Origin of the sequence: Mycobacterium sp. SP-6446, assembly GCF_001954045.1 — a bacterium.
Lineage (GTDB): Bacteria > Actinomycetota > Actinomycetes > Mycobacteriales > Mycobacteriaceae > Mycobacterium.
Genome location: NZ_MBEM01000003.1, coordinates 1 through 24213 on the forward strand (window position 1 = coordinate 1; position 24213 = coordinate 24213).

At 67.6% G+C, this 24213-nt stretch carries 24 protein-coding genes; 16 read left to right on the top strand and 8 right to left on the bottom strand.

Annotated elements, in window-relative coordinates:
• From A5736_RS00080 to A5736_RS00090, 3 genes are all read left to right on the top strand, one after another.
• Nucleotides 1–576 (top strand): TetR/AcrR family transcriptional regulator (locus A5736_RS00080; RefSeq protein WP_076243850.1); only part of this gene is annotated, 576 nt, incomplete at its 5' end.
• Between the two features lie 66 nt (nucleotides 577–642).
• Complete coding sequence (locus A5736_RS00085) at nucleotides 643–2451, top strand: NAD(P)/FAD-dependent oxidoreductase (RefSeq protein WP_076243851.1); 1809 nt, start codon at nucleotides 643–645, stop codon at nucleotides 2449–2451.
• The gene (locus tag A5736_RS00090) at nucleotides 2448–4022 is read left to right on the top strand and encodes an NAD(P)/FAD-dependent oxidoreductase (RefSeq protein WP_083667083.1); all 1575 of its coding nucleotides are present in this window, start codon (nucleotides 2448–2450) and stop codon (nucleotides 4020–4022) included. The genes A5736_RS00085 and A5736_RS00090 overlap by 4 nt, the downstream gene beginning before the upstream one ends.
• A gap of 13 nt (nucleotides 4023–4035) precedes the next feature.
• Here A5736_RS00090 and A5736_RS00095 read toward each other — a convergent pair whose 3' ends face one another.
• From A5736_RS00095 to A5736_RS00115, 5 genes are all read right to left on the bottom strand, one after another.
• Nucleotides 4036–4854, bottom strand: coding sequence for an SDR family oxidoreductase (locus A5736_RS00095; protein ID WP_076243853.1), 819 nt, complete (start codon nucleotides 4852–4854; stop codon nucleotides 4036–4038).
• A gap of 59 nt (nucleotides 4855–4913) precedes the next feature.
• A complete protein-coding gene (locus tag A5736_RS00100) occupies nucleotides 4914–6206 on the bottom strand; it encodes a sodium:proton exchanger (protein ID WP_076243935.1) in 1293 nt (430 codons plus the stop codon).
• A 244-nt stretch (nucleotides 6207–6450) separates the two neighbouring features.
• Nucleotides 6451–7266 carry an SDR family NAD(P)-dependent oxidoreductase gene (locus A5736_RS00105; protein ID WP_076243854.1) on the bottom strand — a complete coding sequence of 272 codons (816 nt, stop codon included), beginning with the start codon at nucleotides 7264–7266 and terminating at the stop codon, nucleotides 6451–6453.
• The gene (locus tag A5736_RS00110) at nucleotides 7267–7680 is read right to left on the bottom strand and encodes a nuclear transport factor 2 family protein (protein ID WP_076121350.1); all 414 of its coding nucleotides are present in this window, start codon (nucleotides 7678–7680) and stop codon (nucleotides 7267–7269) included.
• Complete coding sequence (locus A5736_RS00115; RefSeq protein WP_076243856.1) at nucleotides 7677–8729, bottom strand: zinc-binding dehydrogenase; 1053 nt, start codon at nucleotides 8727–8729, stop codon at nucleotides 7677–7679. The genes A5736_RS00110 and A5736_RS00115 overlap by 4 nt, the downstream gene beginning before the upstream one ends.
• A gap of 122 nt (nucleotides 8730–8851) precedes the next feature.
• Between A5736_RS00115 and A5736_RS00120 the strand changes: the two genes are divergently transcribed.
• From A5736_RS00120 to A5736_RS00140, 6 genes are all read left to right on the top strand, one after another.
• Nucleotides 8852–9718 carry a helix-turn-helix domain-containing protein gene (locus A5736_RS00120; RefSeq protein ID WP_076243858.1) on the top strand — a complete coding sequence of 289 codons (867 nt, stop codon included), beginning with the start codon at nucleotides 8852–8854 and terminating at the stop codon, nucleotides 9716–9718.
• A gap of 36 nt (nucleotides 9719–9754) precedes the next feature.
• Nucleotides 9755–9877 (top strand): hypothetical protein, encoded by a 123-nt coding sequence (locus A5736_RS27020; protein WP_256386074.1) that lies wholly within the window; start codon nucleotides 9755–9757, stop codon nucleotides 9875–9877.
• 49 nt (nucleotides 9878–9926) lie between these two features.
• Nucleotides 9927–10691: a DUF2127 domain-containing protein gene (locus A5736_RS00125; protein ID WP_076121356.1), complete on the top strand. Its 765-nt coding sequence runs from the start codon at nucleotides 9927–9929 to the stop codon at nucleotides 10689–10691.
• A gap of 13 nt (nucleotides 10692–10704) precedes the next feature.
• The gene (locus A5736_RS00130; protein ID WP_076121358.1) at nucleotides 10705–11565 is read left to right on the top strand and encodes an SDR family oxidoreductase; all 861 of its coding nucleotides are present in this window, start codon (nucleotides 10705–10707) and stop codon (nucleotides 11563–11565) included.
• A gap of 447 nt (nucleotides 11566–12012) precedes the next feature.
• Nucleotides 12013–12471 carry an SRPBCC family protein gene (locus A5736_RS00135; RefSeq protein ID WP_076121360.1) on the top strand — a complete coding sequence of 153 codons (459 nt, stop codon included), beginning with the start codon at nucleotides 12013–12015 and terminating at the stop codon, nucleotides 12469–12471.
• Entirely contained in the window at nucleotides 12471–13277 is an 807-nt protein-coding gene (locus A5736_RS00140) for an SDR family oxidoreductase (protein WP_076243859.1), read from the top strand. Before A5736_RS00135 ends, A5736_RS00140 begins: the two co-directional genes overlap by 1 nt.
• 3 nt (nucleotides 13278–13280) lie before the next feature.
• On the opposite strand, the gene A5736_RS00145 is transcribed toward A5736_RS00140, so the two are convergent.
• The 3 genes from A5736_RS00145 to A5736_RS00155 form a co-directional block, all read right to left on the bottom strand.
• A complete protein-coding gene (locus tag A5736_RS00145) occupies nucleotides 13281–14015 on the bottom strand; it encodes a methyltransferase domain-containing protein (RefSeq protein WP_076243861.1) in 735 nt (244 codons plus the stop codon).
• A gap of 140 nt (nucleotides 14016–14155) precedes the next feature.
• Nucleotides 14156–15472: an adenylate/guanylate cyclase domain-containing protein gene (locus A5736_RS00150; RefSeq protein WP_139333032.1), complete on the bottom strand. Its 1317-nt coding sequence runs from the start codon at nucleotides 15470–15472 to the stop codon at nucleotides 14156–14158.
• Nucleotides 15473–15583: 111 nt separating this feature from the next.
• Nucleotides 15584–16168 (bottom strand): TetR/AcrR family transcriptional regulator, encoded by a 585-nt coding sequence (locus A5736_RS00155; RefSeq protein WP_076243862.1) that lies wholly within the window; start codon nucleotides 16166–16168, stop codon nucleotides 15584–15586.
• A gap of 93 nt (nucleotides 16169–16261) precedes the next feature.
• Between A5736_RS00155 and A5736_RS00160 the strand changes: the two genes are divergently transcribed.
• The 7 genes from A5736_RS00160 (at nucleotide 16262) to A5736_RS00190 (ending at nucleotide 24208) form a co-directional block, all read left to right on the top strand.
• Nucleotides 16262–17191 (top strand): oxygenase MpaB family protein, encoded by a 930-nt coding sequence (locus A5736_RS00160; protein WP_076121369.1) that lies wholly within the window; start codon nucleotides 16262–16264, stop codon nucleotides 17189–17191.
• 163 nt (nucleotides 17192–17354) lie between these two features.
• Nucleotides 17355–18128, top strand: a complete 774-nt coding sequence (locus A5736_RS00165) for an SDR family oxidoreductase (RefSeq protein WP_076243864.1) — start codon at nucleotides 17355–17357, stop codon at nucleotides 18126–18128.
• 138 nt (nucleotides 18129–18266) lie between these two features.
• Nucleotides 18267–19358 carry an AMP-binding protein gene (locus A5736_RS00170; RefSeq protein WP_076243866.1) on the top strand — a complete coding sequence of 364 codons (1092 nt, stop codon included), beginning with the start codon at nucleotides 18267–18269 and terminating at the stop codon, nucleotides 19356–19358.
• Nucleotides 19358–20767, top strand: a complete 1410-nt coding sequence (locus A5736_RS00175) for an aldehyde dehydrogenase family protein (protein WP_076243867.1) — start codon at nucleotides 19358–19360, stop codon at nucleotides 20765–20767. Before A5736_RS00170 ends, A5736_RS00175 begins: the two co-directional genes overlap by 1 nt.
• A 92-nt stretch (nucleotides 20768–20859) precedes the next feature.
• Nucleotides 20860–21747 (top strand): SDR family NAD(P)-dependent oxidoreductase, encoded by an 888-nt coding sequence (locus A5736_RS00180; RefSeq protein WP_175611148.1) that lies wholly within the window; start codon nucleotides 20860–20862, stop codon nucleotides 21745–21747.
• Nucleotides 21744–23303 carry an AMP-binding protein gene (locus A5736_RS00185; RefSeq protein WP_076243870.1) on the top strand — a complete coding sequence of 520 codons (1560 nt, stop codon included), beginning with the start codon at nucleotides 21744–21746 and terminating at the stop codon, nucleotides 23301–23303. The genes A5736_RS00180 and A5736_RS00185 overlap by 4 nt, the downstream gene beginning before the upstream one ends.
• Before the next feature lie 95 nt (nucleotides 23304–23398).
• A complete protein-coding gene (locus A5736_RS00190; protein ID WP_076243872.1) occupies nucleotides 23399–24208 on the top strand; it encodes a DUF4383 domain-containing protein in 810 nt (269 codons plus the stop codon).
• Nucleotides 24209–24213: the final 5 nt, after the last annotated feature.

Sequence of the window (24213 nt, forward strand, 5' to 3'; positions counted from 1 at the left end):
CAGACTCGCCGACGAATCATCACCGCGGCGATGCGCTGCGTGGGCGAGGTCGGCTATTCGCAAGCGACGATCCGCGAAATCGCCCGCGCGGCCGACATGACCAGCGGCAGCCTGTATCACTACTTTCCCAACAAGTCGGAACTGATCAAGGCAACGATCTCGGCCCGGGCCGACGCGTCCATGCCCCGCCTGCGGCAGGCCGCGCAACGCCCGGGCAATGTCATCGACCGAATCGAAGCGGTGCTCGACGAGTGCGGACAACTGATGCGCGAGTACCCGGACCTCGCCGCGTTCGAATGGGCGATCCGGGCGGAAAACGTCATGGCTTCGGGTGAGCGGGAAGCGCAAAATACCGGCTTCGAGACGTTCCGCGAGATTATCCGGGGCATGGTCGACGAGGCAGACCGGCGCGGCGAGCTCGCCGACAGCCCCGACCCGCGAGCCACCGTCGAGGCGATTTATGCGCTCGTCTACGGACTGACGGAGCTGGCCGCCACCCTTTCGGCCGAGGAGTACCAGGCCGCCCTGAGTTCGGCCAAGGTGCTGGTCAGGGGCGCGCTGTTTGGTCGGTCGTAGCGATCTGCTTGATATGATCAAGCGATTGATTATAGAGTCGGGCTCACCTAGAGCGGAGCCGAGACCTTGACCGAGACCGTGGGGTGCGCGTTCGACGTCGATGCCCTGCGGCAGAAATACGCCGCGGAGCGGGCCCGGCGGCTCCGGCCCGACGGGATTGCCCAGTATGTGGAGATCGCCGGCGAGTTCGCCCGGTTCGGCGACGACCCCTGGGTGGACGGCACGTTCGCGCGCGAGCCGCTGCGCGACCAGGTGGATGTGGCGATCATCGGTGCGGGTTTCGGAGGGCTGCTGACCGGCGTGCGGCTGCGTCAACTCGGCGTGCAAAGTATCCGGTTGATCGACAGGGCGGCCGACGTGGGCGGCACCTGGTATTGGAACCGCTATCCGGGCATCGCCTGCGACGTCGAGTCCTACGTGTACATGCCGCTGCTGGAGGAGCTCGGCTACGTCCCCACCGAAAAATACGCCAAGGGGCCCGAGATCTTCGCGCACTGCCAGCGCATCGCCGAGCGCTACGACCTGTACCGCGATGCCTGCCTACAGACGGATGTGCACGAGATCCGTTGGGACGCAGCAAGTTCGCGGTGGATCATCCGCACCGACCGGGGCGACGAGATGCGGGCCCGGTTCGTATCGATGGCCAACGGGTATCAGGCGAAACCCAAGCTGCCCGGCATCCCGGGGATCGGCGCCTTCAACGGGAAGGCGTTTCACACCAGCAGGTGGGACTACGACTACACCGGCGCGAAGCTGGAGAACCTGGCCGGTAAGCGTGTCGGGATCATCGGTACGGGCGCGACGGCGATCCAGTGTGTGCCGCACTTGGCCGCGGCCGCGCAGCGGCTCTACGTCTTCCAGCGCACACCCTCGTCGGTGGACGTGCGGGCCAACCGGCCCACGGATCCGCAGTGGGCCAGCACATTACAGCCGGGCTGGCAGCGCGAGCGGATTCAGAACTTCCAGATCCTGACGGCCGGCGGGCAGGCACCTGAAGACCTCGTCGCCGATGCCTGGACGAGCATCACCCGCAAACTTCCGGTAATGCGCCATGACGGCAGTGACCTGCAAGGGGCGGCCGACCCCGAACAGCGGACCCGTGACATCGAGATCGCCGACTTCGCCAAGATGGAGGAGATCCGGGCGCGCGTCGATGACATCGTCGTCGACCGCGTCACCGCTGAGTCGCTCAAACCTTGGTACGGGTACTTCTGCAAACGGCCCTGCTTTCACGACGAATATCTGCAAGCGTTCAACCGCGACAACGTCGCATTGGTGGACACCCGGGGCCGCGGAGTGGAACGCATCACCGAGTCCGGCGTCGTCGTCGACGGGGTTTCGTACGACCTCGACTGTCTCATCTTCGCAACGGGTTTCGAGGTGGGCACCGACTACTGCCGCCGCACCGGGTTCGAGCTAATCGGCCGCGACGGCGTCACGCTGACCCAACGGTGGGACGACGGCGTCCGCACGTTTCAGGGGCTGTGCGCCAACGGTTTTCCGAACTGCTTCATCGAAAGCATCGCCCAGGCGGGCCTCACGGTGAACTTTCCCTACCTGCTCGACGTGCAGGCGACCCACGTTGCATGGATCATCGCGTGGGCCCTGGAACACGATGCCATCGAAGTCGAGGCGTCACCCGGCGCCGAGGCCGCCTGGGTGGACACGGTCGTCGCCCGGTCGGTCGCAAGCGCCGAGCGCGCCAGGACGTGCACGCCCGGCTACTACAACCGCGAGGGAAAAGCGGACGCCAAGACCCGGCAGGGCAGCTTCTTCTTCGGCGCACCCACGGAGTACGCCGACATCTTGGAGAAGTGGCGCGCCGCAGGGGATTTGGACGGCCTCGAGATTCGCGGTCCGGGGGACGCGCGGTGACGCGTCGCAGACGCTACGTCGTCGGGCGGATCAGAGCGGCGACTCGGCGTCGACGCTCTCCGAAGGTCGCGATCATCGGCGCGGGTTTCGGCGGCCTCGCCACGGCGGTGGCATTGCGCCGTGCCGGCATCGACGACCTGGTGATCATCGAGGCCGACGACGGCATCGGTGGGACCTGGCGCCGTAACACCTACCCCGGCGCCGCCTGCGATATCCAGAGCCACTTGTATTCTTTTTCGTTCGCGCCCAACAAATCCTGGAGCCGCACCTACGCCCGGCAGCCGGAGATTCTGGCCTACCTGGAGTCGGTCGCCGACGACTTCGACCTCCGGCGCCACCTGATGCTCGGCACCAGGGTGCGCACCGTGCGCTGGAATGCCGACACCTGGCGGTGGGACTGCCAGGTGAACCGCGCCGGGCAGACCGCAACTCTGTCGGCCGACGCCGTGGTTTGCGCGGTCGGCCTGTTCGGCTGCATCAAGCTTCCCGACATCGAAGGCGTCGCCGACTTCAACGGTGCGCTCATGCACACCGCACGATGGGATCACGGCGTCGAGTTGGCGGGCAAGCAGGTCGCGGTGATCGGCACCGGCGCCAGCGGAGTGCAGGTCGTTCCCGAACTGGCCAAGATCGCCGACCGCCTCGTCGTGTTTCAGCGCACGCCGCCGTGGATGGTGCCCAAGGACGACCGTCCCTACAGCGCAAGCGAATTGGCGCGATTTCGGCGCAACCCGGTGGCGATGCGTCGCACCCGGTGGCAGATCTGGAAATTCCAGCACGACAACACCGCCACGTTTGCCGACGACCCGATCGTGGCGGCCCGCTCACACGTCGCGACATCGTTCCTGGAGCGCACCGTGGACGACGTGCGCTTGCGCCGCGCGCTGACACCGGATTATCCCTTCCGCTGTAAGCGGGTCCTGTTGGGCGACGACTATTACCGCGCGTTGCAGCAGCCCAACGTCGAGCTCGTCACCGACCCCATCGAGCGCATCACCGAGACGTCGGTGCTCACCGCGGCCGGAGACGCCGTCGACGTCGATGCGATCGTGCTGGCCACCGGGTTCGAGACGTCGAGTTACCTCGCGGGCATCGACGTGATCGGGGTCGGCGGGCAGAGTCTGCACGAACGGTGGGGACCCGACCCCAGCGCCTACTTGGGTGTGGCCGTCGGTGGATTCCCGAACTTCTTCATGCTCTATGGCCCCAACACCAACCAGGGCGGCAACTCGATCGTCTACATCCTGGAGGCGGCAGCGCGCCTAGTGGCGAGCGCGGTGAGCAGGGTGGCGCGCCGAGGCGGATACGTCGATGTGCACCCGGAGGCCGAAAAGCGCTACAACGACCGGCTTTCCGCGGACCTCGAGCGCACCATCTGGACGCAGTGCGACAGCTACTTTCGTTCGCCCACGGGACGCATCGTCACCCAATGGCCGTACACCGAGCTGGAGTACGCCCGGCGCACCTGGCGGCTGCGGCCGCGGGACTGGGTGCACCGCACCGGGCCGGCCCCGGGTCGCCGGCCGCAGGCGGACGCGGGACAGCGCGCGTTTGCCGGCGCGGCCGACTGAGATCGGTGACTTCCTAGCTGGCGCTGCCCGCTTTGATTGCGGCGATGACCCCGCCGTCGACGAGCAGGTCGGTGCCGGTGATGAACGAGGCGTCCGGCCCCAGCAAAAATGCGGTGGCGGCGGCGATGTCCTCCGGAGTTCCCAGGCGACCGGTCGCTGACATGGCCACCATCGCTCGCATGCCGTCACCGACGGGAGAGGCCAGCTCCTGCTGGCCCATGGGTGTGGAAATGACGCCGGGACTGATCGAGTTGATGCGGGCGCCCCGCCGTCCCCAGTGGGCGCTGGCGGCGCGGACGCGAATGTGGTTGGCCTGCTTGGCTATTGGATAAGCAAGGTTCGGGTCCGTGATGCCGCTGATGAAGTCCAGCTGCAGCAACTCGCTGGGCGGGTTGTGGGCGAGCGCACGCTCTTGGTCGGCGCCCATCGGCGGGAACATGTGGCCGGCCATGCTGGCGATCACGACGCCCGCGCCGCCCGGTGCGATGACTTCACCGAACTCGTCGAGAACCAGCGCGACGCCGAGCAGGTCGACGGCCAGGATCGCTTCGGCGGGGGCCTGCGACGGGGACAGCCCGGCGGTGTGAGCCACTTGCGTGACGCTGCCGAGCGACGCCGCGTACTCGGCGAGCCCGTGCACGGATTGCGCCGACGCGACATCGACGCTGCGGCTTTCGACGTGATGGCCGTCCGCGGTCAGCGATTCGGCCACCGCCACCAGCGTTTCGTCGCTGTAGTCGGCGAGCAGCACGGTCTTGCCGGCACCCAGGCGCCGTGCAATCGCTTGGCCCATGCCGCCCACGCCGATGACGGTCAACACTTCTCGAGCCACGGCCGCTCCATCCGAGTCGTTGCTAGTCAGGCGCGATGGTATCCAAGAGATCGCGCCTCCTAGGTCGCGGCTCCGGAACCCTCCAACGAAGGGTGACCGCCGTGGCGGATGGCCTTCCCGATGAACGGCGCCCGAATGGTGGCGGCCAGGTGGTGGCGATTGATGATCAGCCCCGCGATGGCCACCACCGTGTAGACAACGCAAAGCAACAACCGGCCCTGGGTCGAGGCGATCGGGAACTGGACGGCGAACAACCCCAGCAGCGCCCAGGCCGCCGCCCGGTGGAAGCGCAGCGCCAGGATGAGGGCGACGCCCATCAGGGTTTGGGTGGCGGTGAGGAGCACCTCTTCGATCTGGCGGGAGTCGAGCTCCAGGGAGAATCCGCCGCCCCCCAGCAGGTGCGACACCGGCAAGGATCCAATCAACAGCGTCCATTGGTTGACCTTGGACGAGATCAGCGTGGCGATGGCCGCCGTGCCCTTGCCGCGGGCGGCGAAGATGGTCGCGATGATGAACTCGGGCGCTTCGGAGGCCAAGGGGGCGAGCCACTGAACCAGCAGGAATCGGTCGACGCCCAACTCTGTGCCCGCCGCGACGAGATTGTCGGCGAATGGTTTGGCGCACAGCAGAATTACCGCGCCGGACGCCGCGAAGAGGCCGACGACGGTGATCCGCCGACGGCGGTCGGGCAGCCCACCGAGCGCGGCGGCGGTACCGATCAGGTCCGGCTCTTCCACCTCGCCGTGGCTGACTTTGTAGAGGTAGAAGCCGAACCAGGCCAACAGCGCCAGCCCGAGAGCCAGGTGGATTTGGCCGATCGCGGGTATCGCGAATGCGATCACACCCGCAATCAGCAGGAAGCCGAGTTCGACGCGATTGGCCGGTGCCAGCCGCAAGGCGGCAGCCTTGGCGACGCCGGCTTTGCGTGCCACCGCAATGCTGACCAGCACCACGACCGGCCAGCCCAGGCCCATCAGCAGCCGGTTGGATCCCGTCATGTTGGCCGCCGCGTACTGGGTGTAGTCCGGATTGTGGCCGGAGACGTACGCGTAGTAGAGGTCGACGGCGTACTCGGGCAGCACCGCGATCAACGCCAGGATCGCGATCGCAAGCCCGCCGGAAACATCGATCTGCGCGGCTTCGGCCGCCCACGCCAGGACGAAACTGGCCGCCACCACCGCGGCCCCGAAAATCAGCAGGGCGGCGACGGGGTCCGGATGCAGGCCGACGATTCGCACCACTACCGCCGGCACGATGAACACCGTGGTGAGGACAGCCGAGCGGGTCAGCGTGCGGCGCGGCGAGCGTGCCGCCGTCGCGGCGCGGGCAGGCGGCCTGCCTGTTGCGAGCATGTCATCCTTCGGTCCGGAGGTGCCGATCACTGGTCTTACTTCGGCTCGCGGGCCGGGCGAACTGCTTTCCAAAACTACCCGACGGTGTCCGCGCCAGCAACGTCGCGGACGAGTGAGGCAACGCGCCGCATCGACAGTCTTTGCTGGCCAGTCGGGTAAATAAAAAGTTCGGACACGCTGATCCGTAATTTTGGCAAACCTGCGCGGGGTGTGTGTGGTGCGGTTTTGCACCACCGATGGTTCGCTATCCGGGTCCCATCGCCGCGGCGGCGGCCTGGGTGAAGAGATCGACGAGCTGGTTGCGGGTCAGCGAGGCCATCATCTGCTGGGCGGCGCGCATGTCTTCGCCCACGATCCAGGTGGGCCCGTTGGTGAGGTTGTCGAACGCCTCGGCGATGACGTCCTGCACGGCGGCCGCGCCGGGCGGGAGTGCGTCGGGTGAGTCGATCTGGCCGCGGCTGTATTCGAGTTGCCGCAATGCCGGCGTGTTGGTCTTGCCCAGGATCAGGCCCAGGACGTCGACACCCTTGTCGTGCAGTTCGGCCCAGAGCGCTTCGGCGAAGACCATGTCGAACGCCTTGGAGGCGCCGTAGACAACCATGTTCGGTCCGCCGGCGAATCCGGCGCCGGACCCGAAGATCACGATTCCGCCGCCGCCTCGCTCGACCATGGCGGGTGCGAAGTGGTGGCAGAGCCGCATCGGCATCATGCAGTTGCGATGCACCATCGCCTCGGCGGCCTCGATCGGATTAGCAAGGAACGGTTGGAAATTCGGGTCGCCACCCGCGCAGTACACGAGGAAGCCGATCTCCAGGTCGGAGGTGGCGGCCGCGATCGCCGCTGCCGCGTCGGGTTCCGCAAGATCGACCGCAAGGGTTCGGGTTTGGACGGATGTTCGCGAGCTGATCTCGGCCGCGACCTGCTCGAGCACCGCCTGGCGTCGCGCCAGCAGCACGACGTTGACGCCGCGCTCGGCAAGGCCCGCGGCGAACGCCGCGCCGACGCCGTCGGAGGCACCGGCGACGAGTGCCCACGGCCCGTACTTGGTTGCGAATGTCATCTAGTTGCTCCCCACCGCGGCGACACGTACGGAGGTGAAGCGGCGCCGCGCGATGCGCCACCCTTCGGCGGTCCGGACGATCTCGTCATCGTAGAAACCCCACGCGTTGACGCCGGATTGGTTGTCGCCGAACATGATTACCGCATCGACGTAGGTGCGGGCCGAGGCCTTGTCGCCGTCGACCGCGATGACCTGGTTCGTCAGGCGATGAAGGGTATGACCCGCCATCGCGTGAGTCGTGTCCATGAACTCCGTGACGGCGTCGACTCCGTTCCATCTGCCGATCTCGCCGTAGTCGAGTTCGCAGTCGTCGGTGAACACGGTACGAAAGAGCGGCCAGTCACGACGGTCGATCCCGGTGGCGTAGCGCACCAGCAGATCCGAAATGTCTTGGCGGTCCTCACGTTCGGTCATGTGATGTCTCCGTTCGGGTGGACCACGATGCGCGGTGGGCCGTCGGACTTGCGGGCCAGGTCGAGCGCGGCCGGCACGTCGTCGAGGCCGATGATCTTGCCGATGCTGGGCATCGGGTCCAGCCGGCCGGACGCGATGGCATCCAGCGTTCCGTACCAGTCCTGCGGGTGGGGGCCGCCGCCGAATTGAATGGTGACGCCCTGACGGGTCGCGGTGGTGATGTCCAGCGTGTCACCGGTGTACCAGCCGCCCGCGCAATAGATGCGGGTCGCCATCTCTGCGGACTCGACGATCGTCTGGATGAGCCCGGCCGCGCCGACGCATTCGAACACGACCGCCGGTCCGGGCAAGCCGTGTTCGGCGCGAACGTCCCTGAACGCGTCGAATGGTGACTTCTCGGCGGGATCGACGACGACGTGCGCACCGAAGCGGTCGCGGGCGAGTTCGCGGCGGTCGGCTTTGTAGTCGGCCACGATGATCGGTGCGATACCGCGACTGGCCAATGCGGCGACGGCCGAGAGCCCGATCGCTCCGGCGCCGATGACGATGGGGACCTCGCCCTCGCGCAGCTGCGCGGACCTGACGTAGAACTCGCCGACGGCGAACGCATCGGTCAGCGCGACGGCATCGCTGGAGACGTCGCCGGTGACCGGCTTGGCTGCCACCTCCGAAACCACCAGCAGCTCACCGAAACTGCCTTGCGCCTCGGGATGCTGGCCGATGATCCGCATGCCGCCGGCCCCGCCGTCCACCAGTCGGACCGGCATCGCCGTCACCCGCGAGCCGACCTCGAACTGGTCGGTGCAGCCGGCCCCGTGCCCGATCACCTCGCCGACGAATTCGTGGCCCAGCACGATATCGCGGTCCGTGTCATACAGCGAGCGGCCAGTCGGGTCGTCGATGGCGAGTTCCGGATGGTCCATGAAATGGACGTCCGACGCGCAGATCGCGGTGCTCAGCGTCCGCAGCAGTAGCTCGCCCGGCCCGGGCCGCGGGTCCGGCGTCTCGCGGACCTCCAATCGCCCGTCTCTGAGCACCGCAGCGCGCAAGGCGAACCCCTCACATTTCTCGAATAATCGATATATAATCTCGAATGTTCGCTACAACTGTAGGAATCCCGTCGCGAAGGAGTCAAGACATTCGCGGGTCGTCGTCGGCACCGACCGCCCGGGTGCTCGACGTTGTCGAGCTCCTGGCCCGGTCCGGCAACGCGCGGCTGCGATTCTCCGACGTCGTGCGCGAGCTCGATCTCACCCAGGCGACGGCACACGCGATCCTCAAGACGCTGTGTGATCGTGGGTGGGCCAGCCGCGATCCGGTCGCAAAGACCTTCACGCTGGGACCCGCGCTGGCGGTGGTGAGCGCGCGGATGGACGCCGCCCGGCCCCTCGCCCATGCCGCGCGTTCCGCGGCGCTACGACTCTCCCGCGAGGTCGGCTACGCCGGCTCCGTGGTCGAACGGTTCGGCGATTCGCTGGTGGTCACGGCCTTCGAGGGGGACCCCGCCACCCAGCCGTCGGGCATACCCGGTGATCGCATCCCGTATGCCCCGCCGTTCGGCGTGGCGCTCGCGGCCTGGGACACCGACGAGGAACAGCGCGCATGGATCCGCCGGGGCGCCGGCAGCAACGCCGATCGCACGCGGCGACTGGAACGCGTGCTGGAGCACACCCGCGACCGCGGATTCGACGTCGACTGGACAACGCCGGCGCTAGCACAGGCCGTCCAGGTGGTGGGCACGTTGGACAGCAACGAAATGCCGATGCCGGTGCGACACATCCTGGATCAGTTGCTCGTGGAGTTCACCACCATCGGCTTTCTCTCCGACGACAACCCCGGCCGCCGCAAACAGCCCGTGGTAACCGTCGCCGCACCGGTTTTCGACCATCGCGGGCGCGCCGCCCTCATGGTGGCCGTGCATCCGTTGTGCCCCCTCACGGCGCGGCAGATCGAAGCGATCGGGAAAAAGCTCACCGCTGAAACGTCGGCCATCAGCGAATCCCAACGGCAGGAGGCAGCGGCAACTCGCGCCGTCTAGCGTAGGGAGGTACCGACGCGCGGAAGGCGAAAGGTCGTGGCACATAACTACGTTCTGGATGACCTTGCCGGCTTTGTCGTCAGCGCCGAGCAGGCGGACCTGAGCGCGCGGCCGCGGGCGCTGCTGAAACAGGGGCCGCGCAGTCGTGCCCGCTTCTGACGCCGCGTGCCCCCTTGCGTGGCTCGCCACCCGCGTTGAATGATCGGCCATGCGCAAAGATCGCGGCATCAATCGGTGGGAGTTGGTTACCTGTGCGCTCGCGGGCCACGTCACGTACGCGCCGGACGAGGAGGACCTCGCCGCCCGGCTGAGCGGTACCACCGGGCTGGGCGAGGTGTGGCGCTGCCTGCGTTGCGGTGAATTCACCGTCGGCGAGCCACACGCACGTGGCCACGCCGAAGATGCGCCGATGATCATGCGCGGCAAGGCTTTACGCCAGGCCATCATCATTCGCACCCTCGCGGTGGAACGCTTGTTCCGCGCGGTCGTGATTGCGTTGGCGGCGTACGCGGTGTGGAAGTTTCGTGGGGCGCGCGGCGCAATCCAGGCCACCCTCGATCGCGACCTGCCCATTTTCCGCGCCGCGGGATTCAAGGTCGATCAGATGACCATCGTGCACGAACTGGAAAAGGCGTTGGCCGCCAAGCCGTCCACCCTGGCCCTACTGACGTTGATGCTGACCGCCTACGCGCTGATCGAGGTCATCGAAGGCGTCGGCCTGTGGTTGCTGAAGCGCTGGGGTGAATACTTCGCGGTGATAGCCACCTCGGTCTTTCTGCCGCTGGAGATCCACGATCTGGCCAAGGGCATCACGATGACTCGCGTGGTGACCTTTACCATCAACATCCTCGCGGTGATCTATCTGCTGATCTCGAAACGGCTGTTCGGTCTGCGGGGTGGGCGCAAAGCCTATGACGAGGAGCGACGCGGTGAACAGCTACTCGACGTCGAACGCGCCGCCATGACGAGCTGACGAGGGCGGTTGCATGGGTACCTACGCGATCACCGGGTCCGCCTCCGGCATGGGCCGCGAGACCGCACACCGGCTTCGGGGCGACGGCCACACGGTGATCGGCGTCGACATCAAAGACGCCGACGTCACCGCGGACCTGTCCACGCCGCACGGGCGGCACGAGGCCGCGCAGGCCGTCCTGGACGCTTCTGCCAGCAGGCTCGACGGTGCGGTGCTGGCCGCCGGCCTGGGCCCCGGCCCGAGCCCGGATCGTCCGCGTCAGATTGCCCAAGTCAACTACCTCGGCGTGATCGAGCTGCTCGCCGCCTGGCGACCGGCGCTGGCCGCCGCGGAACGCGCCAAGGCCGTCGTCGTGGCCAGCAACTCCACGACGACGGTCCCGGCGGTTCCCCGCCGAGCCGTGCGGGCGTTGCTTGCGCACGATGCCGACAAGGCCGTGCGTTCGGTGAAACTGTTCGGCAAGGCCGCGCCCACCATGATGTATGCCGCCTCGAAAATTGCTGTCAGCCGTTGGGTTCGGCGGCATGCGGTATTGCCGGAGTGGGCGGGCTCGGGCGTGCGACTGAACGCCCTTGCGCCCGGGGCCATCATGACGCCGCTGCTGGCCGAGCAGCTGTCGAATCCCACCGAGGCCAAAGCGGTCCGGTCGTTCCCGATTCCGGTCGGCGGGTTCGGCGACGCCCGGCATATGGCCGACTGGATGTGCTTCATGTTGTCGGATGCCGCCGACTTCCTTTGCGGCAGCGTTGTTTTCGTGGACGGCGGCTCGGACGCCTATTTCCGGGCCGACGACTGGCCGAAACCTGTGCCGGCGTATCGACTGTTGGGCTTTCTCCGACGCTTCAGAAGCGGCAACGGCACGCGCGACATGTGACAGACCACGCGCGCTGCTTCGGTTGTGCCCGACACCACAACGATGCTTCTCGTGACGTTTACCGGCGCGCGGCACATTGGTAAAAGAGCCGCGGTCAAATTCGATTAGTCGGCTCACCGGCCGAACAAACAAAGGATCGAGATTGTGGCAACCATGCAGGGCCGGATCGACCGGAGCCCTACCAACCTCGACGTCGTCACCCCCATCAAAGCGCGCGCCTGCGATGCGCTTCAGGCCGTGCTGGGAAGCAGGTCACGCCGGGCGGGCGGCGAGCTGAGGGTGATGCGCAGAGGCGCTGAGCGCTGCTGATCGCCCGTCACCTTTAGCCAACTTTCCCGCGAGCGTGCGGCGAGCCTCACGTTCGACACCGAACGTGCGGCCAGACGCACGTTCGGCGCGAAACCGGGCCGGCCCCCACGTGCGCGCGCAAAGTGTTTGGATTGCCCCATGGCCGACACCGAACCCGAAACCATCGTCAAAGCCACCCGCGCAATCTCCGCCAGCGCGGAGCGAATTTTCGAACTGATCGCCGAGCCGTCCAGCCAGCCGAGCTGGGACGGCAACAACAACTTGGCCTCCTCGGCTCCGGGGCAGCGCGTCCACGGGGTCGGCGACGTGTTCAAGACGACGTTGACCAACGGCGCGGTGCGGGAGAACCACGTCGTTGAATTCATCGAAGGCAGCAAGATCGCCTGGTGCCCAGCGGAACCCGGAAAGCAACCGCCCGGCCATCTGTGGCGCTGGGAACTCGACCAGATCAACGCCACGCTGACCAACGTCACCCACACCTACGACTGGACCGCGCTGACCGACCCGACCCGGCTGGAGAAGGCCCGCTCGACGACACCCGAAATGCTGCGCGAATCGATGGACAAGCTCGCCGCGCTCGCCCAGGCCGGGCAATAATGGCTCTTCCATCGCCGGCCGACGGCCGCGCCGCCATCGTGACCGGCGCCTCCTCGGGCATCGGCGAGCACTTCGCGGAGATCCTTTCGCGGCGCGGCCACCACGTTGTGCTTGTCGCCCGCAGCGCCGGCCGTCTGGAAGAGCTAGCCGGACGCTTGGGCCCGCACGCGCACCCGCTGCCCGCCGACCTGTCCGAGCGCTCCGCACGCGCCGCGCTGCCCGACCGGGTCGCGGCGCTCGGCCTGACGCCGGACATCCTGATCAACAACGCGGGCTTCTCCACGCTCGGGCTGGTCGCGAAATCCGTTCCGGAGCAAGAAGTCAACCTCGTCGAGGTCGACGTGGCCGCCGTGGTCGATCTCTGCAGCCGGTTCCTGCCCGGCATGGTCGAACGCCGCCGGGGCGCCGTGCTGAATGTGGCGTCGATCGCCGGGCTTGGTCCGCTGCCCGGTCAAGCGGCATACGGGGCCGCCAAGGCGTTCGTGTTGTCCTATACCCACAGCCTGCGCGGTGAGCTGCGCGGGACCGGCGTTGGCGCGACCGCGCTGTGCCCGGGACCGGTGGACACCGGGTTCGGTGAGGCGGCCGGTTTCTCCAAAGAAGAAGCCGAAGCGGCGCTGCCCCGGATCATGTGGATTCCCGCCGAGAAGGTGGCGCAGGCCGGCATCGACGGGCTGGCGGCGGGCAAGGCCGTCGTCGTACCCGGTCGCGTCAACCGGGTCGCGTCGGCCGTTTTCCGGGTCACACCGCCCGAGTGGTTGCTGCCGTTGCTCTCCCGCGGTCACCCGGCCATGAAACGCGACTGAGCCTCATCCGTTCTTGCCGCGCACCCACTGCAGCGTGCCGACGGTGTTGACCCGCACGCTGGCGAATCCGTTGTCTTCCAGGATGTCTGCGATTTCGTCATCGTCGAACGCGTGCGCCCCGACGTTGGGCAGCAGCTGCCACAGACGCGCGGCGCGACCCGCGGTGGGGACCATGATGGCCAACCGGCCGCCCGGTCGCAGCACCCGTGCGATCTCGGCGAGGGCGGCCGCCGGGTTCGGAATGAGTTGCAGCACGGCCAGCGAGACCACCGCGTCAACGGTGTTGTCCCGCAAGGGAAGTCGCTGCGCGTCGGCCCGAATGAACCCGACCTGTGGGCCCGCTTCATTGTGGACGGCGCGGGTCAGCATCGGTTCGGAGATGTCGACGCCCAGGGCCAGCCCGTCCGGCCCGGCGGCCGCCGCGAGCGACGAGGTGATGTTGCCGGGGCCGGAGCCCACATCGAGCGCGGTGCCGCCCGACGGGATGTTCAGCCACTCGACCGGGTGCTGCCACGCGCTGATCAGCCGGCGCGCCAGGGCCTGGGCGTTGTCGTAGAGCGCCGACCCGAGCGGTGATGCCCACGCCGCCTGGATCGGACCCGTATTTTTGGGAACGGCCCCGTCGGTGCTCAGTAGATCGAGATAACCCTTGCTCACGTCGGGATCCGCCGGGGGATCGGCAAGTAGATCAAGCGCTCGGCGCAACGCGGGAGGCAGCGAGACGTGCACGTCGGTCATGTGTCTTCCTTCGTTCAAATACCAAGCCGGACACCGAAATCGAGCCGGGAGCCGTCGGCACTTCGAATTTGGCGCAGCCCCTGACTCGCAGCCTACGCCGAGCGGCCGGGTGCTTCGACCCGCTCAAAATGTGACCTTCGTTAACGGTTGACGACGGCGCGCTCGCGCACCAACGCGCACAACTGCCAGTGGCCCGGCACGCCCTTGAGCGCGCTTTCGCCACGGTCGGCGAACCGGTAGCGCGATCCGGTGACGATGTCGCGCACCGTCGAGGACACCAGTACCTCGCTGGCCCCGGCCAGCGCCCCCACCCGCGCCGCGATGTGCACGGCCATGCCGGCGATGTCGTTCTTCAGCGCGCCGCGCACCTCGACCTCGCCGGCGTGCACGCCCACCCGGACCTCGACGCCGAGCACTTGGATGGCGTCGACGATTTCGTCCGCGCAGGCGAGAGCGGCGCTGGGGCTGCTGAAGGTCGCGACGAATCCGTCCCCGGCGGTGTTGACCTCGCGCCCGCCGAACCGCTGAAGTTCGTGACGGATGATGGTGTCGTGGTTGTCCAGCAGGTCGCGCCACCGGTTGTCGCCCAGCTCCGCGGCGCGCTCGGTGGAGCCGACGATGTCGGTGAACACGATCGTGGTGAGCAGGCGCTCGGCGTCCGAGCCGCCGCGCATGCCGGTGATGAACTCCTCGATCTCGTCCAGCATCGGCCCGGTGTTGCCGACCCAGTAGAGGGTGTCTTCGCCCGGTAGCTCGACGAAGCGCGATCCGGCGATGTGTTCGGCCAGATACTGACCGTGCGTGATCGGGGTGAAGTCGGAGTCGCGGCGATGCAGGATCAGCGTCGGCGCGGTGATGCGCGGGAGCGTGTCGCGCACGTCGGAGTGCCGGATGGTGGTGATCATCGCGCGGGCCATGCTCGGCGAGGCGGCGCGGTTGCCGGCCGTGTCCCACCAGGAGCGAAACGCGTCGTCGTCGGCGACGCTCGGCGCGATGATGCGCAGCATGTCGAAGCCCTGCTCGACGGCGTCGGGGTCGGTGAGGATCGTCGTGTAGGGATCGAGGGTGTCGAGTTCTTGGCCCATCGGGTAGTCGGGCGCGTACAAGGTGCGGGCCCCGCCGTTGATGATCACCAGGCTGCTGACCCGGTCGGGGTAATCGGCGGCCAGCACGAGGCCGGTCATCGCGGTGAAGCCCGGCGCCACGACCGTGGCACGCTCGCATCCCACGGCGTTCATCACCGAGACCACGTCTTTCGCCCAGAATTTCGGCCCGATCATGTCGATCGAGGGCACCCGGGACGAGAGCCCGATCCCACGCTGATCGAGCCGGATCACCCGGGCGAAGGACGCCAACCGGCGGTGGAAGCGGTACATCGACGGCTCGGCGTCGACCGAGTCGATCGGAATCGACGGCCCCGGCAGCAGCACCAGGTCGATCGGCCCATCGCCGAACATCTGGTAGGCGATGTCCGTGTCGCCGCAACTGGCGTATCGGGTTCGTGGTGTCCCAGAAAACCCAGGCACGGATACCAGGCTAATTCAGCACACCGACAAGTCGAAGAGCCGTCAGCGGCCGATGATCGGGACCAGGTAGCGGGCGGCGTAGGCGCGGACGGCCGAGTCGTCGGAGATGTCGAGCCGGTCGGTGGGGAAGACGATGATGCCCAGCGCGACGCGCAGCAGGATGTCGCCGATGTCGGCCAGGTCGAGCTCGGGCATCTCGGCCCCGCATCGGCGCAGGGTATGTGCGATCCCGTCGGCGAACTGGCGGATCGGAAACGCGTGCGATCGGGAGAACATGCCGAGCAGTTCCGGTTCGCTGTCGACGATCCGGGAATACAGCGGCGAGTCCTGGACCAGACGCACACCGAGCGCGAACGCCTCGATCACGGCCTGTTGCGGATCGCAGCCGGCGGTGGCGCGGTCCAGGGTGGCGAAGAACAGTTCGGCCTCGCGCCGTACCACCTGTTCCAGCAGGTCGTCCTTGGTGGGAAAGCGCCGATATATGGTGCTGCGGCTGACCCCGGCGCGGGCGGCGACGTCTTCGATGTTCGCGCGACGCACGCCGTAGGTCTCGAAGACCGCTCGCGCGGTATCCAGGATGGTGCGCTCGAGGTCGGTCCTTTCACCGAGGTCAAGGCTGCGCTGCAATCAGGACCCCCAGGGCAGTCTCGGCGCGACGATGCTATCGTGACACAAAAATACTACTTTGTTTCTCTGTATCACAACGGGGAGGAGGTTGTGATGACCGCCGGACAGGATTTCGACTGCGGGGTGCGCGAAGCGGTGGCGATGCCCGTCGAGGATGAAATCGCCGACGCGCTGCCGCGGCTGGGGCCCGATTCCTTGATCTGGAAGTTCTACGGCGATCACCGCACCCAATTCTTCGGGTTCCAGCGCACGGCCGGCGTCGAGAACTGCATCGAGCAGCTCGCCCAGGGAGTGCTCGATCACTCGGTGGTTTTCAGCGACACGCTGGGCCGGGCCAAGCGGACCGCACCTCCGCTGATGAAGACCGTCTACTCCGACGCGCCCCATGAGTGGGGCCGCAGGGTGCGGGATTTCCACAAGCCGATCAAAGGCACCATCAGCGACGGTTCGAGGTACCACGCGCTCAACCCCGAGTTGTTCTACTGGGCCCACGCGACGTTCGTCGACCAGGTCATCTACAACACCGACACCTTCATTCGCCGGCTGTCGCGGGCGGAGAAGGAGCGGATCTTCAACGAGGGCAAGGTCTGGTACGGCCTCTACGGGGTGAGTGCCCGCAACCAGCCGCAGACCTATGACGAGTTCGTCGCCTATTGGGACGACATGCTCGAGCGGTTCGTGCCCCACAAAACCGTGCTGTACGGCACCGGCTACATCCGCAAGGGGATACCGGGGCCACGCTGGATTCCCAAGCCGGTCTGGAAGGCCTTGTCCGCGCCGCTCAACGCCTACACCCGTCTTGTTCTGGTCGGAACCATGCCGCCACAAATGCGCGAGGTGTGCGAACTGGAATGGGATGCCAAGAAGGAGAGGCGATTTCAGCGGTTTGCGGCGTTCGTGCGTGCGCTGAATCCGGTCGTCAACCGGCTGCCGCTCTGGTTCGTCTACACGCCCTGGGCGGCCGCGGCGTGGCGCCGCGCCGGTGTCGACCCGCGCCGGTTGCACAACCGCCCCGCCGCTTAACCGATCCGCAGCAGGCTTTCGGCGTTGCCGTGCAGTTTGACGCTGTCTGGCACCCGCGCCTCGGCGGGGCAGAAACTTGATGGTTAGACGGCGTCGCATTGGGGCATTCGGCAACGTCGGTCGGGTGAGCGGACCGTGACGAAACCCGAAGGAGGAGACCGCGATGCAGATGACGGGCAATACCGTCCTGGTCACCGGCGGGGGCAGTGGGATCGGCCGCGGCCTGGCCGAATCGTTCCACCGGCTGGGCAACCAGGTCATCATTGCGGCTCGGCGCCGCGAGCTGCTGGAGACCGTCGCGCAGGCCAACCCCGGCATGCAGAGTTGGTCGCTGGACCAAAGCGACCCCGCCGGCATCCGGCGATTCGCCATCGAGCTGACCGACCGCTACCCCGACCTGAACGTCGTCATCAACAACGCCGGGATTCAGCGGGTAGAGGACCTCATCAACGGCGAGGTGGGCACCGCCGAGCGGACCATCGCCATCAACCTGTTGGGCCCCATCCGGCTGACCTCGGCCCTGATGCCCTCGCTGCTGAGGAGACCGCACGCCGCGATAGTCAACATCACCTCGGGTCTTGCGTTTGTGCCCAGCGCCCTCACGCCGACGTACTGCGCCACCAAGGCGGCGCTGCACTCCTACACCCAGTCGCTGCGTTTCCAACTGCGCGATACCTCCGTGCAGGTGATCGAAGTCATTCCGCCGCAAGTGCAGACCGCGCTGCAGGGAGAGCGCGGATTCGACCCGAACGCGATGCCGCTGGACGAATACATCACCGAGACGATGTCGCTCCTGCAATCCCAGCCACAGGCCGACGAGATCGTCGTGGAGCGTGTCAAGGAGTTCCGGTTCGCCGAACGCAGCGGGGCTTACGACGACATCTATCCCGCTTTCAACGAGGCCGTCGCGTCCGAACTCGGACGCACCGGCGGTTGAGGAAGGGCATCGGCCGCGCGCCGAAAACCCGCTAGTCGCTTGGATTTTGCCGCGGCGTGGGACAACGTTCAGGGTCCGTATGCCCGGCGGGTAGGACGAGCGTGGCGGGCCGGCCGGTGATGGGACAGGATCGATGCCATGGTCCCGGTTGACCTTTCGCTCTTGGACGTCCCCCGATCGGTGCCCGTGCCGGACCCCGAGGCCTACCTGCGGGCGGCGATCGGCTGGCACTTCGGAAAGGACACCGGTTCACGGTTCTGGTTGCGGGTAGCCCCGACGCTGGACTTCGACCCCCTGACCGACGTCAAGACCTTTGCGGACCTGCGGCTGTTTCCCAACCTCGTCAACGAGCTGCGCAGCGTGCCGGTCGAGGACCTCATCCCGCGCGGCTATGGACGCCAGGTGCCGGTGCCGCAGATATTCGAATCCGGCGGCACCACCGGCGCCCCGAAACGGACTGTGCAGCTGCCGGATTGGATCGCCCAAGTTGTGCAGTGGCAAACCGAGGACTTCGCTTCGGGGGGCTTTCTGGCGGGCCGCGGCTTCCTGTGCCTGATGCCGAGCGGCCCCCACGGTGTGGGTTACTTCTCCCGGCTGGTCTCCGAGCGCCTCGGGTCGGTGTTCCACCCGGTCGACATCGATCCCCGCTGGGTCAAAAAGCTCGCCGCGCGCAATGCGGGCGCCGAGGTCGCGGCCTACATCGACCACGTCATCGAGCAGGCCGTCGACATCCTGCGGACACAGAACGTCGCAAATCTGCACACCACTCCGCCGCTGCTGGAGGCGCTTGCCCGCGACGATCAGGTGGTGGACTTGGTGAACGCCAAGGTCCGCTACCTGTTGCTCAGCGGCGCCCATGTCGACGCCGACACCCTCGATCTGCTGCGCGAGATCTTCCCGGAGACGACGATCACGATGGCCTTCGGCAGCACCATGGTCCTGTCGCAGGCCGTCACCCGCACCGACGGAGATTCGTTCGTCTTCGATCCGCGCACGCCCTACGTGGTGTTCTGGGTGGTCGATCCTGACACCGGAGAACGGGTGCCGTATGGCGGGCTCGGCCAGGTCGTGATGAACCACATCAGCAAGGGAATGTTCATACCCAACAACGTGGAACGCGATATGGCGATTCGGATGCCCGGGCCCGCGGCGGAAATCAGCGATTCGGTCAGCGCCGTGCGCCCCGTCACGACCTTCGAGGGCGAGCCCGTCATCGAGGGCGTCTACTGATGGCCGGCGAAATAACCGGTGTCACAGCCGATTTAGTGCAAATCGACGCGCTCGGACCCAGCGGGGAGTATCGAACCCGCAACCGTGAGGTCGTCACTACCACGGCCGGAGCGCCGGCTGTCGAGCTCAGTATCGTGCCACCGCTTTATGTTTCGCGCACCATCAGCGCGCAACGCAGGGTCCGGCCGCTGCCGCCTGCCCGGCGCGAAGCGGCTCTGGCCGCTGCGGCCGAAATCTTTTCCACCGCCGTCATCGCCGGATTGGACTTCGAGGCGTATGTCGGGCTGGCCAGCCGGATTTCGGGGCTGCCGATCGCGGTCACCCGTTCCGGGGCGCACGGGGTGGCCGCAGCAGTCGCCTCGGCATTCGACGCGGTGCGGCCGAGCCGGCCCCTCGGTGCCGCCATCGACTGGCGCGACGAGCTGGCCCGCAGCGGGGGCGCGGTGTGGGCGCGGCGCGGCGAAGTTTTCGCGGTCCACGCCGCCGGCAACGGCCCGGGCGTGCACGGCCTGTGGCCACAGGCGCTCGCGCTGGGCTACCGGGTCGCGGTGCGTCCGTCGCGTCGCGAGCCACTGACCGCGCACCGGCTGGTGAATGCCCTGCGCCAGGCGGGATTTCGCCCCGCAGACGCGGTGTATCTGCCCACCGACCACGGCGGGGCGGACGAGATCGTCCGGGCGGCCGACCTGGCCATGGTTTACGGGGGCCAAGACGTGGCGGACAAACACGCAAACGATCCGACCGTCATGGTCAACGGGCCGGGTCGGGCCAAGATTCTGATCACGGCCGATCGCGACTGGCGCGAGCACATCGACCTGGTCGTCGACTCGATCGCCGCTCTGGGCGGGATGGCGTGCGTCAACACCACCGCGGTGCTCTACGAGGGCGATCCCGGCCCCCTGGCCCGGCAGATCGCCACGCGGTTGGCGGCGATCGAGCCGCTGCCCAATGACGACGAACGCGCTGTTCTGCCCACCCAACCGATCGACAAGGCGCGGGCCATCGCGGGCTATCTGGCGGCGAAGGCGGCGGGCGCGACGCCGGTGCTCGGCGCCGATCAGGTGGTGGCTGCCCTCGGTGACGGCGCCGCCGCGCTGCGTCCGGCCGTGCATGTGTTGGCCGAGCCCGGCTCGGGAAAGCTAGCTGACACGCTCAATGTCGAGCTGCCCTTCCCCTGTGTCTGGGTATCGCCGTGGTCACGCGGTGCCGGCGTGGAGCCGCTGCGGCATTCGCTGGTGGTCACCGCCATCACGGGCGACGACGAGCTGATCGACGACCTACTCGCCGAACCCACGGTCGCCAACGTGTACCGCGGCCGTTACCCGACCTTCCACTCGGCGCCCGAAATCCCGCACGACGGCTTTTTGGCTGACGTCCTGATGCGCAACAAGGGCTTCATCGGCGACTAAGGCGGTCTGGTAGCTGTAGTTACGAGTCGAGTAACGTGGGGACGACAGCGCGCCACCAGGACTAGTCAGCCATTTCGGTGAATGCGGTGAGGGTGAACGTAATAGCAGAGGCCGTCAAGAGGGCTACCGACCGACTGGCCAATCCGGCGCGGATATCGGATCCCGACAAGCTGCGCGCGGCTGTTTGCGGCAAGACCGTGATGGTGACCGGCGCCTCCTACGGAATCGGCGAGGCGACGGCCCGCAGGCTGGCCGCGGCGGGCGCGACCGTGCTGGTGGTAGCCCGATCCGCGGAACGGCTCGACGACCTCGCGGCCTCGATCAACGCCGGCGGCGGTAAGGCGGTCGCTTACCCAACAGACCTCACCGACGAGGCTGCCGTCAGCGCGCTGACCAAACAGGTGACCGAGGACTACGGGGCGCTCGACATCGTGGTCAGCAACGCCGGTAAGTCGCTGCGCCGCTCCCTGCACCACCAGTACGACCGGCCGCACGACTTCCAGCGCACGATCGACATCAACTACCTCGGGCCGATCTGGCTGCTGCTCGGCCTGCTACCGGCCATGCGCGAAAACGGCGCCGGGCACATCGTGAACGTGTCCAGCGTCGCCGCGCGCGTCGTACCCGGGCCGCAATGGGGCGCCTACCAGGCGTCCAAGGGGGCATTCGATCGCTGGCTGCGCAGCGTGGCGCCGGAACTGCACGCCGACGGCGTGAACGTCACGTCGGTCTACTTCGCGCTGGTCCGCACGCGGATGATCGCGCCCACGCCGATCCTGGGCCGGCTTCCGGGTCTGTCTCCCGATGAGGCCGCCGACGCTATCGCCAAAACCATCATCGAGCGGCCCCGCAGCAACGAACCGCCTTGGCTCTGGCCGGCCGAGCTGGCCTCCGTGCTGCTGGCCGGGCCCGCCGAGCGCGCCGCCCGGCTGTGGCACCGCCGGTTCTTCGCCAACACCGGCGGCAAGGATCGGGCATGACCGACAGTGTGGTCGGCACGACGGCGCGGGCACTGCTGTCATCCGGACTGCTGAGCCCGCCCGCGCCGATCGGGGTGTTCCGCCTGGCCCGCGAGGTATATCGAGGCGGCACGAACCTCTACACCCTGCTGGCCGTCGCGACGGCGCGCTGGCCGGCGCGCACCGCGATGATCGACGACGACGGCGCCATCAGCTACCGCGAGCTCCAGGAAAAGACCGAATCGCTGGCGCGCGGGCTTGCCCTCGACGGTGTCGGGCCGGGCCAGGCGGTGGGGATCATGTGCCGCAATGGACGCAACTTCGCCGCGTCGGCCTTCGCCGCCGCCCTGGTCGGCGCCGACGTCGTGCTGGTGAACACCGAGTTTCGCGTCAACGCGCTGGCCGGCGCGTTGAGCGCACACGAGATTGCAACGGTGTTCTGCGACAACGAATTTGCCGATCAAGTACGCGGCGCGGGCGAATCCATCAGGGTGATCGACCCGGCGACCGTCGAGCCTGCGCCTGGTGAAGCGCGGCCCAAAGTCGCCGAATCGGGCCGGCTCGTTCTACTCACCTCGGGCACCACCGGGGTGCCTCGGGGCGTCCCGCGCGTACCGCGGATGAGTTCGGGAATCGGTGTGGGCATGACAATTCTCGAGCGCACCGGGCTGCGTGTCGGGTCGCGAATCGCGGTGGCGGTGCCGATGTTTCACGGCCTGGGGCTCGGCATGCTGATGCTGACGGTAAGCCTGGGCGGCACCGTGCTGACCCATCGGCGCTTCGACGCCGAGGCCACCGTGGCGCGGGCCTCGCTGCAGCGTGCGGATGCGTTGAGCGTGGTCCCGATCATGCTGGCGCGCATCCTCGACCTGCCCCAACGGGTGCGGGCGCGAAACCCGTTGTCGTCCTTGCGGGTAGTGATATCCAGCGGCGACCGGCTCGATCCCGGCCTGGCCCGTCGATTCATGGATGCCTACGGCGACATCCTCTACAACGGCTACGGTTCCACCGAGGTCGGCATCGGAGCCCTGGCCACACCGATCGAACTGCGACACGCCCCGGAAACGGTGGGTCGACCCGTCGCGGGATGCCCGGTGCGGATTTTCGATCGGAACGGAAGGCCGGTCGGGCCGCGCGTCACCGGTCGCATCTTCGTGGGCGGTGAACTGGGCGCGGAAGGCTACACCGGGGGCGGCGCCAAGGACATCATCGACCGGATGACCAGCACCGGCGACATGGGCTACCTCGACAACTCGGGCCGGCTCTACATCGTCGGCCGCGAAGACGACATGATCGTCTCGGGCGGCGAGAATGTCTATCCGCGCGCACTGGAAAACGCGCTGGCCGACCATCCCGACGTCGCCGAGACCGCGGTCATCGGCGTCCCCGACGAGCAGTTCGGCCGGCGCCTGGCGGCGTTCATCGTCGCGCGGCGCGACATCGACGAGGCGGGGTTGCGGGAGTACTTGAAGGGCAAGGTCTCTCGCTTCGAGCAGCCCCGGGACATCCAGGTCGTGAGCAGCATTCCACGCAATCCCGCCGGCAAGGTCATCCGAAGCAAACTGCTCGAGACATAGCGAGGCTGCGCCGGCGGCGAGTAGCGCAACGTTAGTGCCGGCCATTTGTGGGTAGCCGACATCGCAAGACTTCTGTGCACGTGTGGAGGTGTGCGATGCCGGTTACGGCGGGGCACGTTCCCGGGTTGACGTCGGGGTTGCGTCGGGTTCGCACGGACCCGAAGCGTTTCCGCAACGGGCGCTGGTACCTGTTGGCCGAGGGCGTGCTGGTGAGCGCGTTCGGCATTGCCGGGCTGGTCTCGGCGGCCCTGCATCCGCATGCCGGGCCCACCGGCGCCCCGGTTCTCGGCCTGGCGACGGCTCCGGCGCACAGCGCGATCCTGCTGGCGTTCGGGGTGGCGGCGATTGCGGCGGTCAGCCATCGCCGCGCCGCGGTGGCGGTGACCGCGCTGAGTGCGGTGGCCTACATGGTGTTGTTGTTTTTCAGCGCCGTCGCCACGTCGCGCGACATGCCGACGGCGGTGGGGTTCCACGCCGCGGACGTCGTGCTGCATGGTGTCCTGGCGGTGGTCAACCTCGGGCTGCTGATGTGGTTGATTCCCGACGAGTTGGGGGATGAGGCCTGGGTGCGCCGGCGCGGGCGCCGCCGCGATCCGCGACAGCCTCCGGCTGCGGCAGTGCCCGCGCGGGAGTCGGACGCGCCTGGCAGCACAAGCCAGCCCAGCTCAACCAACCCGCCCAGCTCAACCAACCCGCCCAGGTCAACCAGCCCGCCCGAGTCGACGAAGCCGCCCGAGTCGACGAAGCCGCCGGTCGAGGTGCACCCCACGCGTCGCCGCAGTCCCGACCCACCGGGGACCGCGCGGGCGCCCGAGCCGGTGCGGTTACGCGCCACCGTCGTGCCGGTGGCCCTGGCGGTCCTGGCGGCCGTCGTCGTCATCGTGGTCTGGATCCGCCACCACTGACACCG